The organism is Vibrio gallaecicus (assembly GCF_024347495.1).
In the GTDB taxonomy this organism is placed as follows: Bacteria; Pseudomonadota; Gammaproteobacteria; order Enterobacterales; family Vibrionaceae; genus Vibrio; species Vibrio gallaecicus.
On the sequence record NZ_AP025490.1, the window covers coordinates 2,177,524 to 2,190,197 of the forward strand.

10 protein-coding genes are annotated in these 12,674 nt (G+C 39.9%); 1 reads left to right on the forward strand and 9 read right to left on the reverse strand.

What is annotated here, in order from left to right; genetic code table 11:
• Positions 1 to 25 precede the first annotated feature (25 nt).
• The 9 genes from OCU78_RS09400 to OCU78_RS09440 all read right to left on the reverse strand — a co-directional run bounded on the left by OCU78_RS09400 (position 26) and on the right by OCU78_RS09440 (position 10,551).
• On the reverse strand, positions 26 to 2,803 hold the full coding sequence (locus tag OCU78_RS09400; protein ID WP_137372829.1) for a family 20 glycosylhydrolase: 2,778 nt from the start codon (positions 2,801 to 2,803) through the stop codon (positions 26 to 28).
• A 149-nt stretch (positions 2,804 to 2,952) separates the two neighbouring features.
• Positions 2,953 to 3,834 carry a DUF7916 family protein gene (locus OCU78_RS09405; protein ID WP_137372828.1) on the reverse strand — a complete coding sequence of 294 codons (882 nt, stop codon included), beginning with the start codon at positions 3,832 to 3,834 and terminating at the stop codon, positions 2,953 to 2,955.
• On the reverse strand, positions 3,815 to 4,177 hold the full coding sequence (locus OCU78_RS09410) for a PTS lactose/cellobiose transporter subunit IIA (RefSeq protein WP_137372827.1): 363 nt from the start codon (positions 4,175 to 4,177) through the stop codon (positions 3,815 to 3,817). Before OCU78_RS09410 ends, OCU78_RS09405 begins: the two co-directional genes overlap by 20 nt.
• Positions 4,161 to 5,507: a PTS sugar transporter subunit IIC gene (locus OCU78_RS09415; protein WP_137372826.1), complete on the reverse strand. Its 1,347-nt coding sequence runs from the start codon at positions 5,505 to 5,507 to the stop codon at positions 4,161 to 4,163. The genes OCU78_RS09410 and OCU78_RS09415 overlap by 17 nt, the downstream gene beginning before the upstream one ends.
• Before the next feature lie 4 nt (positions 5,508 to 5,511).
• Positions 5,512 to 5,835: a PTS sugar transporter subunit IIB gene (locus OCU78_RS09420; RefSeq protein WP_137372825.1), complete on the reverse strand. Its 324-nt coding sequence runs from the start codon at positions 5,833 to 5,835 to the stop codon at positions 5,512 to 5,514.
• Positions 5,836 to 6,181: 346 nt separating this feature from the next.
• Positions 6,182 to 7,180 carry a LacI family DNA-binding transcriptional regulator gene (locus OCU78_RS09425; RefSeq protein ID WP_137372824.1) on the reverse strand — a complete coding sequence of 333 codons (999 nt, stop codon included), beginning with the start codon at positions 7,178 to 7,180 and terminating at the stop codon, positions 6,182 to 6,184.
• Positions 7,181 to 7,652: 472 nt separating this feature from the next.
• Positions 7,653 to 9,224 carry a cryptochrome/photolyase family protein gene (locus OCU78_RS09430; RefSeq protein WP_137372823.1) on the reverse strand — a complete coding sequence of 524 codons (1,572 nt, stop codon included), beginning with the start codon at positions 9,222 to 9,224 and terminating at the stop codon, positions 7,653 to 7,655.
• A 34-nt stretch (positions 9,225 to 9,258) separates the two neighbouring features.
• Positions 9,259 to 9,402, reverse strand: a complete 144-nt coding sequence (locus OCU78_RS09435) for a DUF2256 domain-containing protein (RefSeq protein WP_137372822.1) — start codon at positions 9,400 to 9,402, stop codon at positions 9,259 to 9,261.
• A gap of 510 nt (positions 9,403 to 9,912) precedes the next feature.
• Positions 9,913 to 10,551 carry a class I SAM-dependent methyltransferase gene (locus OCU78_RS09440; protein ID WP_137372821.1) on the reverse strand — a complete coding sequence of 213 codons (639 nt, stop codon included), beginning with the start codon at positions 10,549 to 10,551 and terminating at the stop codon, positions 9,913 to 9,915.
• Between the two features lie 140 nt (positions 10,552 to 10,691).
• On the opposite strand from OCU78_RS09440, the gene OCU78_RS09445 reads away from it, so the two are divergent.
• On the forward strand, positions 10,692 to 11,591 hold the full coding sequence (locus OCU78_RS09445; protein WP_137372820.1) for a LysR family transcriptional regulator: 900 nt from the start codon (positions 10,692 to 10,694) through the stop codon (positions 11,589 to 11,591).
• The last annotated feature ends 1,083 nt before the right edge of the window (positions 11,592 to 12,674 follow it).

A 12,674-nucleotide genomic window follows, 5' to 3' on the forward strand; every position in this document is an offset into this window, starting at 1 on the left:
GGCTTATTCCTACTACTAAGGTTATTTATTGATGAACGCTTTCCACACGGCTACTACGACCGGAGTGTGCTATGCTTCGAATTTTTACATTCTTCACATGACTAACATCAACGGAACCATAGTATGGAACCCATGTTTGTCCTTCATCTAGAGAATATTGATTTTGTAAGCCAGGGAATCTTGTATTAATACTTAGTTTATCAGCTTCAATTACTGCACCAGGTAACGGAATGCGGTAATTGACCCCTACACTTTCAATAATTTGATTATAAGTGTCAACAGGTTGGATATACTCCAGCCTTACTAAAGCATGTTTACCTAAAGTGTTTGAGAATACATCCCACGCACGATCCATCGCTGTTTTTCCATTTATATCAGGTTTACCTTCTACAGGCATATCTGTCACCCATGCACGCTCGGCGACACCCAACAATTTAGGAAATACTAAGTATTCCATGATTTCTGGTGACTTCGCATTTTCTGAAAACAACTGTCCCTGTATTCCTGATACATTATTTTTACCTTCTTCAGACAAATGTACCCAAGCCGGATTCCAAGGAACAGCATTACCTAACTTATCGATTTTCCCATTAGCGTAAATATTAAAAGGACGATATTCAAAGGTTTTCTTAGTGTCTGTGTAACCCGCCCAGTGGTAGCCAATTTCGTCAGGGTGTTTGTTATATGCGAGATCAAAATACAGATTCGTCGCATGAGACAGCACCACCTTATAACCTTGATTAGCAAACACATAGGACTGATGTTCATTTCCCCACCCCCATACGTTGTTCCAAAATATAGGGTAAATGTCACCGTAGTCCGCGTTACCTGTACCATTATGAGTAAGTACGTCACCCCAACTCGCCATTTGGAAACCATTTTGACGAATGATATTCGCCCACTTTACAAAAAAGTAATCAAATAGTTCCGCGTCTGTTTTGCCTGCAGTTTCTGGGTTGTCTTGGATAACTGGCGATTTTGCCCACCACTCATTAGGCCCTAAGTGAGGCAACTCATCACCACCACCATGAAGACGTGTTACCTTTGCTCCTGGAACTGCATCATACATAGCTTTAGTTTCGCTAATCACTTTGTTCAAGAACTCATATGTACCAGGCAAAGATGGATTAACCAAGTTATCGGTGTAGAATTGTGGTGTGTAAAATTGTGATTCATCCAGTGGATCAATCAATCTATATCGATTCGCTTCAACGGGATCACTATCTTTGTATTTGTTGTAACGGTATTCCATTGCTTTGATCGCTGCACGAGCGTGAGCTGGAAAATCATATTCTAAAATAACATCTATGTGACGGTCGGCAGCGTATTTAAGAATCTCTTTAAAATCCTCAACCGTATAGTATCCCCAGCCTTTACCTAAGTAGTTCTGCTGCGCTACCTCAAACCCTTGAAATGCAGGCAAGACTCCGTTATTCGCTTCAACCATATTAGTTGGCTTACCTTCAATGCCATCACCCGACTGAAACTCATTACTTGAGCCCATAAATGTATGTAACATTGTTGTTTCTTGTGTGTCAAAACCCCTCTTAGATCCAAAATCAGTCAACTCTGGGATCCCCGGAATTTCTATTCGCCAACCTTCATCGTTGGCAATGTTGATTTCAAACTTATTGATCTTGTAATATGCCAACAGATCAATCAGCTTCAATACCGTTTCTTTGCTTTGGAAGTGACGAGCAACGTCAAGCATCATGCCTCGATATTCAAAGCGAGGCGCATCCAGGGCCGTCATTGCAGGCAATACTGCGTGTTGCATTTTGTTGCCAACCACAGATGCTTTATACACATCTTGTGGGATTAACTGCCTGAGCGTTTGGATACCATAAAATACCCCGCTTGTATCTTTCCCTTCAATGATGATGCCATTAAACGGGTCGATATCAATTCTATAACCTTCACTATCTGGCGTTCCGTCCGAGTCTGTATCTAAGTTAGGGTTCAACTTAAGCGTGATCAGATTGGAGGTGTGAGCTGTTCCCGAATTAATTGGAAACTCACCGACTATAAGATCTTGCAAAGCGCTCTGTAAATATAACGCTTCTTTATTAAGGCTATCAGGTGCATCAATCGCCCCCATCCAACCAAGTAGGGTTAGAAACGCGCCGTCTTTATCTTTAGCCGATTGCAGTTGAGGCACAACCTGGTTTTCCAATGCTAGGTCCGTAATTGGTGTAGTGTTTTCATCAAACCGAAGTCCTGGGGTTTGCACTGGCATTGTGTCATGTATGCTCTGTCTCGTTTGTTTTAGATCTGACGGGTCCATTTTAACGTCAACAGAAACAGCCCTTGGCGTCTCTCCATTAAATGAAATGTGGAAACCTGAGGGCGAATCATTTTTCAGCATTTGCCAATACTGAGCCGTAATGAATATTTCGCGCGATTCTCCTGGGTAAATTGGTTCAAACCCAGTAACAGGTTCTAAGACAAAGTAATCTCCACTTTTTGATACATCAGCATTTTCTAGCACAAGGTTTTGCGCTGCTATCTCTTCGCGTGCAAGAATTCCGTCTGCACTATCCAAAGGCAATACTGATGCAGGAGGTCTCACTGAACTGTAATACAGCGACCAACCGCTTTCCCCTAATGCTTCTGAGCCATTATTCGTGATAGTCAAACTGCCAAGAAATTTATTCTCACCTATATCATGATCGATAACTTTCCACAGCAAATCCAACTGTTCCGCTTGCGGGTGGTAGGTATCAGCAAGCGCGGTAGTAGGCATAGCCATATTTGAAGCCAATGCGATCGTCAGAAGTTTTAATGGTAACTTTACCTTGTTCATTCTAATTTAACTCCATGATTAAATCACATGAGTAATCTACTCATGTGTATACAAAATGATTGGGGTTTTATCCGAACTCAATAGCTAAGGTCCATTCATCAATTGGATGAACCTTGCTATTTGATATCAGCCTATTTGGCTAATAACTGTTATCTGCGGTTGATCATCCGCTTATATTGGTGTCGACGACCGCGGAGGGTGAAACCAAGTCGCATGATGTTTTCCGGTGGTGCTATACCGCTGTACCCACCATCACCGATATGTACGATGTCCGCGCCAGCGGCTTTCGAAGCCATTGCAACTTGCTCAATATAGGATTCTGTTGCTCCTTCTTGAGAAGTACCAATAGCTAGCATGCCTAACATACCGCTTTGGTGTACCGCAGTGATCATTTCTTTTGCCACATCAGCAGTGACACCAGGGGTAGTGTACGGTGCAGGGAACATCATGATATCTGCACCAGCTTCCGCAAATCCGGGAACGATGTTGAGGTTGTAATCATTTCCAACGCCACCAGCGTGCATTTTACCCGCTACAATGATGATCTCTTTCGAGATACTTCTTACTAAACCAATGGCTTCCATGATGGTTTCTTGAGTCACACAGTTGCCCGGATTTCCAGTTAACATCACATAATCAAGACCGATCTCAACTGCTCGTTCAACCGTTTCTTTCGTTACCGTTCGACCTACATCTACATGGCTTACATCAGCTGGAATCGGCTCTAAATTGCAACCAATTAAACGACCAGTTAACAACTTCACTTGCTCGATGGTCATGAACTCATCGGCGACTTCCGACAGTACTTTGATCTTTGGGTCCATAACATCTAAACAATTTAGCGTAATCATGTCTGCACCGAATGCAGCCGCAATTTCCGGCCCTGACACTAAATCAATTGGTGGGGTTATTGATACTACGTTCTCCACCATTATGGTGCGACCTTCCGAATTTCTGATACTGTTTACAATTTGTTCGCGCGAGGCATTTCGAACATCTTCAGCCGTGTAATCAAATATGCGCTTTTTCATGAGTACTACTCCTTTGTAACTGATAATGAATGGCGACAATCTCTTCGGCTAACTCACGACACAACATCGTAGTCATAATATGGTCTTGGATATGAGTCAGGATTAATGTCATGGTGACTTTTCCCGCTCCCTCATCAAACCCAATCAAAGACGTTTGAGATTTATGAACATCCACTAAAGCTTGATCTCCCGATTTAAGAAAGGTCTCAGCCTTCTTAAATTCTCCTTTTCTCGCGACACGCATAGCTTCCATAAAAGAAGAACGAGCTTCACCAACCTGGCAAAGTAGAGTCATCAAAAACTCTTCAGTGATTTCAGATTCACTATTAATTTCGAACTGCATCTAAGCCGCCCTCCGCTACCGTTTTAGTTTCCGATTTCTTCTTAGAATCCATCACTTTTTCTTCTGCTAATAATTGGCGTTCATGAACCTTAAGGAATGGGTAGAAAACAGTGGCACTCACTACGATACTGCTTAATACAACTAATGCTGCTGTACCTGAATTCGTAGCGATAATGGCACCAATTGGTGCTGGCATTGTCCATGGTGGAATTGCAATAATTTTTGCTAAGAAGCCCGTTTTGAAGGCCATCCATACGATGGTCGTATTCAGTGTTGGCGCTAACATCCAAGGAATGAAATAAATTGGATTCATAACGATTGGAGTACCAAAAATAACCGGTTCATTAATGTTAAAAGTTCCCGGAATAATCGACATTTTTCCGATTGTTTTCAATTGAGTAGCTTTAGAGCGGATCATTAATACCACAAGACCCCACGTACCACCGGCACCACCTACAAAGATGAAAAAGTCCATGACTGGGTTTATGAAAATAGCAGGAAGTGGTTCGCCAGCGGCCAGCGCATCTTGATTCAACCCTAAATTGATCAGGAGCATAGGACCAATGATACCGCCAACAACAGAGCCTCCATGAATGCCACTAAACCACAACATTTGAACCAGTAAGACAGCAATCAAACACGCGATGAAGCTATCTGATGCAAGAACGAGAGGTTGGAAGAGCTCCATAATCGCGGAAGGAATTTTCATACCGTATTGATTTAAGTACACGTTCACTGACATCACGATGATTGAGATAAATACGATTGGAATTAACAAATCAAATGATGCAGAAATCTTTGGAGGTACAGCTGCAGGCATTTTAATTCTAATATTGTACTTAATAAGTAAACGTTGCATTTCAGGAACTAGAAGACCACAAATAATGGCTGTAAATGCTCCAGTGCCACCAAGATATGCACCAGGTAATACACCGCCAATGTCAACGCTCACCATAGGTGCGGCTGAAAGTAAGAAAGCAAACATAGATAGCATGCCCGTGTTCATCGGGCGTAATTTATAAGCTTCAGCAAGACTAAACCCAATGCCAAAAGAAGCGTATACCGCAAAGATGCCCATACTTAATTGGAATGGGGCCATGATGTTGTCAAAACCAATAATTTCAATTAAACCATGCCATGCATTAAAGAATGCATTCCCTTCTGATGGAGGAAATGCCAATACCAATAACATTGAGCCTACAATCAAAAATGGCATCGTAGAAACAAAACCATCTTTGATTGCATTGACGTGCTTTTGTGCCGATATTTTACCTGCCACTGGGGCGACTACGTTTTCAACAAAACTTAATACCTTATCGAAAATTGCCATTGTGTTAACTCTCCATTATTGCGTGTGTTTGATACAATTCCAGAGCTTGATCTAACACCGCATCCCCATTCAACATGCCATAATCCATCATATTAATTAGCCCACAGCCTTTGCCTAGATTGACCGCGCTAGTCTTAAACTCTTCATATTTAAACTTGACCTGGGGTGCAACTAGGCAGACATCACTCCACTGAATGCATTCGTCAAACTCAGAAATGGAGTGAGCTGAAATTTCACACTCCAACCCTTTTTCTTTCGCAGAACTTTCCATTTTCGCAACAAGCATGCTTGTCGACATGCCAGCAGCACAGCATAAAAATATTTTCATCCATCCTCTCCTTAGGTGTAGGTTCCTTTTCCCAGAACGAAATGTAACCGGTTTCAGTAACCGGTTACATTTATAGCTCAGTTACATTCTTCGTGTGTATGAATCGCATTGATATGCAACGGAGATCAATCTTTTATAACGTAATTAGCGATGAAAGTGAGACATGAAACCCTGTTGATAGATTAAATTACAAGCAATTTATAAATCCATCATCGAAAATAAATGTGCGCATTGAAGAAAAATGATCCATAAGAGCGGTGCTATTTCGTAAAAGAAAATAGCACCGCAAATAAAGAAGGAAGGAATTAAAAGAAATGGTTTAGGCGTAGGATTTAGCAGATTAACATTAGATTTGTCGAGTAGAGTCCCGAGAAACTAAGTTCCCTCTCATTATTTCAGGCTCAAAGTCTATTTCTCCTTGAGCCAATTTCTGTGCAACTTCCATTGCCCGCGCCATGATAGCTTTAATAGGTAAATCAATTGTTGTTAAAGCTGGGGTAACAAAACCACTATATGGGTCATTATCGATACTGACTACTGATACCTCTTCAGGTACTGATATACCTTGCTCATTAAAAGCTTTAATACAACCAATAGCTATATCGTCAGAAGCGGCAAGCAATGCACTGCCAAACTCCCCGCTTTCCAACAATTTTTTTCCTGCCGCATAACCTTCAATAAAACCAAATGAACAGTCACAGCGGCGAGATGAAATAATGAGGTTTTGATGTTTATCCTTAGCTAACGCAAAACCTTCGCTTCGAGATATAGATGTAGGGGTAGTCGGCGCAGGACCTATATAAGTAATATCTCTATGACCTAATTCCACTAAATGATCGAAAGCAAGTGACACTGCATTTTCTTGATCGAATGCGATGGAATAACCTGCTTCAGCGGGCAATATTCGTCCCACATTCACCAATGGAATATCTATCGATTTATTTAACGCAATCACCTGTTCGCCTGACAACATGCGGCTATAAAGGACAATCACATCGCACTTTTTCTCAACCAAAGAATGAACCGCCTCTAACTCGCTTTCAGCTTGATTATGACCATCCGCTATGAGAAGTTGCTTGCCCATTTTGTCTGCGCTGACTGATGCCTGCTTAAGTAAAATACCAAAATAGCTGCCAGTATAATCAGATAAAACAAGTCCAACACTATTTCCACTGCGAGTCGCTAACGCTCGCGCCACTGAACTTGGTTTATAATTCAGCTCTTTCATGACTGAATTTACTAGTTCCTTTGTGCTTTCTTTGACTTGTCCTGTCCCGTTAACCACTCTTGATACAGTGGCTTTCGAAACACCAGCCATACGGGATACATCAGAAATTGTCGTCATTTATGCCTCTTCAGACCTTAAAGCTTATTAAAATAAAGATAACAGAAAATAGAGGGGCTTGAGCAGCTATTATTTTGAATACGAGAGTGTAAACCTAGAAAGTATCTACTCGATCATTTTACACATGACGATACAGATATACCTCTGTTGTAGAACAAAAATAAACCTTCAGATTGAAATAAATTCCGAGTTATAGATGTTTATAGTGACATAAGTATTTCAAGCATTGAAAGCGACTCTACTCTCTAATTACTTGCTATCTTCAGCAGCGGCAACCTTACTTTCTTAATTAGCTCTAGCTATGTTGTATACAGCCAGAAATCAGAAAAACTCAGCACTAGTCTAAGTAAAATGCAGGTCAGGTGAATGGATTTAAAATGCTAGAAGAGCAGAGTTAGTATCAAGATTTAGTGCAACAAAACCCTGTAATTCGAGGAGAAGTATATGGCTTGATACGAGCAACGATAGAAAATCATAACTCCTCAACATTCAATAACAAGAGCTTCGCTTTATTAAGAATGATTTGTTGCTGCTCTGCTGATTTTTTCTTCCAGTTAGCATAAACCATTCGAGTTCGTGGATTATTATTAAACTGCTCAATGTGTGTATGCATAAAGTGCCAATATAGAGCATTTAGAGGGCACGCAGTATCCTCACTCACCTGCTTCACGTTATAGTGGCAATCCGTGCAATAGTCGCTCATTTTATTCACATAATTACCGCTAGCTGCGTAAGCCTTAGAAGCAACAATACCACCATCCGCAAACTGACTCATGCCACGCGTGTTTGGCATTTCAACCCACTCAATTGCATCGATATAAATACCTAAATACCACTCATCTACTTGGTCAGGTTTAATGCCTGTTAACAAGCAAAAATTACCAGTGATCATTAAGCGCTGAATATGATGTGCATAAGCAAAATCAAGTGATTGCTTAATCGCATGATGCATACAATTCATTTTTGTATTACCCGTCCAAAACCAACTTGGTAATGACAATGAAGCATTGAGCTTATTCAAACTTTGATAGGTAGGCATGTTGCGCCAGTAGATCCCGCGAACAAACTCCCTCCACCCTAGAATTTGGCGCACAAAGCCTTCTATCTGCGCAATATTAATTTCGTTAGGGCGTTGGTTAAATTCCATAATAGCGGCATCAATCACTTGCCTAGGACTGAGGATTTTGGCGTTTAATGCGAAGGATAAGCGGCTATGGAATAAACTCCATTGCTTTTGAGTGAGCATATCATCGAGCTTACAGGTCATCGCATCTTGAAATTGACCAAACCGTGGCAAACAATAACGACAGAAAAACACCAATAATTCACTCGCCTGCTGGCGATTCACAGGCCACAATAATTGCTTATCTACTTGACCAATGGTTTCTATATTATGCCGGTCTAGGCGTTTCAGAATATCAGATACATCGTTAGCAAATAATAAAGGCATAGGCACAGTATCAAACTCACTGCGCTTTAATTTGTTTTGATTTGTACTGTCAAAGTTCCATTTCCCACCAACCGGTTCTCCATCTTGCATTAAAATGTTAAAGCGTTTTCTCATCTTACGATAAAAAGCTTCCATGCGATGATGGTGATCAGGCTTAAAATCTTTCTCTATTTGCGTTTCAGATAGGAAGAAATGTTCGCTTTCATAAACTTGAGAAGTTATCGATAACGACAAACAATATTTATCTAACATACTGCGCAATCGGTATTCATCAGGTAGTTGATATTCAAAGTGAGTAATGTGGTATTCGTCAATCAGGTGGTTTAGTAGATCATCTATTTTTTCAAATTGTTGGGTATCATCTAACGTTAAATGTATTACCCGATGTCCCGCCTTTTCTAACGCAGTTGCAAATTGCCCCATTGCAGCAAAAAAAGCACACACCTTCTGAACATGATGTTTTACATAAACGGCTTCTTGATGCATTTCAGCTATCACATAGAGTGTTTTTGTATCGACTTGCCTAAACCAAGAATGACTGGCATTCAATTGGTCACCCAAAATAAGTCGTAAACGATGAGGTGTAGCGTTCATGATCATCCTCTAACTAAGACCATCATATGGTGATCTATTCTTTGTTGCGACGACGTAAAGACTGACAACGTTTAGAGCAATATTTAACCGTAAGCCAATCTCGCTCCCACTTCTTTCGCCAACTAAATGGTCTTTGGCAAACAACACATATCTTTTTTGGCAGTTGTGTTTTTTTCATCTTTTTTGCCTGAACTAATTTGTCGTGATAACGATTTTTCCGGCTCTTTGCCGTTATCGATAAACAGTTAATATAGTTACGTAAAAAAGAGTATTAGGGTTCACAAAAAAAACAGTCATATCAATAAAGTTTAAGTAAAAGGTATATTTGTCATCTCAACGGGGCATATTTAATCCCACCCCTGTGCACCATGGGGAAAATAGTCATCGTCACCATGATCGCTTATCTAAGAGATCTCATTCATCTTTATATATTTAATGTTACTAACCAACGTCAGTTTTATAGATGGGCATTTATTGACAAGGCTAGCAATTAGACTACTCTTTAAGAACTGATAGAACATCATCAGTAGGTAAATGAACAAGTTTCAACGTAAACCGTAACACTGTAAAAGAAAGAAATAGCATGTACATTGTAGAAAAATAGAAAAGCCACTTTTTACATTAAGTGGCTTTTTTTCCAACAAACCATCTCCGAACAACGTATTTTTATATCGCAAAACCCGCATCCCTACGTTTTTCTTGCGACAATAAAATAACTAGATGCACCCTTGTAGATCTCTTTAGCTTCAACTGTCTTAAAATCGCCTTTTCCCAATAAACTATCCAAATCAGAACCTCTGTATTCTCTTATAGTGATGGGGATTATTCCGATCTTCGAGAGTATTCTGACAAGGTGAATTTGCATGGTAACCAATAGCGATTTTCTCCCCCCTAAACAAGGTGTACTCGAAATCAACAGACCATTAGGTTTGAGTAACTCGTGTATCCTTTGTACAACATGATGAGGTTTATCAACGGTATGTAACATATTGAAAGCAAAGATCACATCAAATGACTCGTTTTCATATCTGCTGTCAAAGATAGTAGCTTGAGTGAAATGAACATTTTCAATGTTGCTATTGGCGGCTTTATTTCTTGCTGATTCAACCATTGCTTTTGAGATATCAATGGCATGAATCTCCTTTACATGGCTCGCTAACTCGCATGATTTTGTACCGGTTCCACACCCGTAATCCAGCACGATATTGCTAGCATCGAGGTATTTTTCTGCATATTTTCTGGTCATATTATGTATGAATTCAAAACGAGCTTCAGACTTGTCATAGCCTTTTGACGCCTTATTCCAGAAGTTTTCAGTCTTGTTCATTACCTACCACCTTTCAGTACTGTGAAACCATACACTAGCTATTTCAATTGAATCTCGATGATTTGAAATTCATAAATCACCTACATTCTATCGATGCTATTATGGATTGATAGATGGGAAAATGCATAAAAGGTATTCATATGCGAATAGATTGGAAGGCGGTAGATTTTGATTGGAATCATGCGAGAGCTTTTCTTGCGACGGCTGAGCTGGGTTCTTTGTCAGCGGCAGCTAAGGCTTTAAATAGCTCCCAGCCTACATTGAGTCGGCAAGTCAATGCATTAGAGAAACAGCTTAAAGTTGCTCTATTTGAACGTGTAGGCAAAGGGCTTGAGTTAACGCCAAGTGGTATAGAATTGGCAGAATGCGTCAAAAACATGGGGAATGCTGCCGCCCATTTATCCCTGACCGCTTCAGGAAAATCAGAGGTATTAGAAGGCTCGGTTTGCATAAGCGCATCAGAAAGCATGGCAGTTTACGAGTTGCCTGCGATCATATCGAAGCTGAGAAATATTGAACCCAAAATTACGATTGAGTTAGTCGCATCTAACGCGAGTAGTGATTTAAAACGCAGAGAAGCAGACATTGCTATCAGATCATACAGACCTGAGCAGCTAGACTTAATTGCTAAGAAGATCAGAGACGACCATTTCTATCTTTATGCTGCCAATTCATACCTTAACTCGATAGCAAACCCTCAGACTTTGTCAGATTTCAATAGTGCTAATTTTATTGGTCCTTCGGATTATCAAAAAATCATTTCAATGCTAAATCAACGGGGGTTACAGCTAACTCCTGAAAACTTCCCAGTCACAACAAGTAATCATACTGTTTACTGGGAGCTAGTTAAGCAAGGCGTTGGTGTTGGTTTTATTCAAGATAGCTTGGTTCAACCAACAGATGATGTAGTAAAAGTACTGCCAGAACTTGGCCATTTTCCAACGGAGCTTTGGCTTGTTACCCATCGAGAGCTTCGAACAAATAGACGAATCCAATATGTTTTCGAATTTTTGAGCAAAGAGTTATCAAACTATAATTAATCTAGGGTAATAAGAGGGTTCAATTTATACCCGAGAATTTTTATGAATGTAAGAATGCAAGCTTCTAGATAAAGTGAGCTAATTGGTACATTTAAATCCCCTTATTATTGTCATTGAAAAGAAAAAAGTGCGTTTACTAACCCTTTACTCATTTTACTGAATAGCTTTTCGATCCATCATATGAAGATAAGTGTACCCAGAGCCACAAAGACACCTCTTGTAGCTGCACCATTTGTTTACGTTGAATAAACGCTAACACTAACTTTTGAAACTCAGTAACCAACACTAAGCGCCTGTTGAACTCATTCAACGCAACTCTTTGTTTCTCTTCAAATCCATTCCTAAAATCAGGTTTGAGAATCTGACAAAGTGTTTTACTTCGAAGAATGTTGACTGTTCATTGTGATCCGTTACTAAAAAGTCAGGGGATATCGGCATTTACGATTATTAAATTGATAATGGAAACCAAAGAGCTGGGAAGTGATAACAAAAAGATATCTGAACTGTTGGGGGATTTGATAACGAAAATACCAGTTTCAGTTTTTCGTAATGAGAGATAACGCATTTTAGTACCAAGCTGAAAATCACGTTATTGATAGAGATAAAGCTTTGATTTGATAGGATTTAGATAGCAAAAAGCCGCTCATTAAGAGCGGCTTTTTTAATGGTGATGCTTGCAAGATAAGTCTGCATAACGCGAACTAACTATCAAAGACTTAAAATAACATTTGCAGCATAAGTTCGCATAAAATTGCAACGAAAGTCTGCAAATTTGAACAACGACTAAAAATCAACGTAGTAAAATTACCACACTCCAATTAATCCTCTAGCGACATAGTCGACAACATAGTCGACATGTGTGTAACAAACTTTTGGACAAAAGTAAGTTAGTGGCTTTACTAAATTAGTATTACATAGATTACTTTTTGTAATACTAAATTCCTGATCAGAAGACCCCTTTCACTCTATGACTACATCTTGAGATTAACAACTGCTACCCACTCCTTGAATCCAATATATATGTAAACAAGCTGGTCGGTTAAACGCTAATTAGAGTATTCAAATACATAGTTGTTTACATCC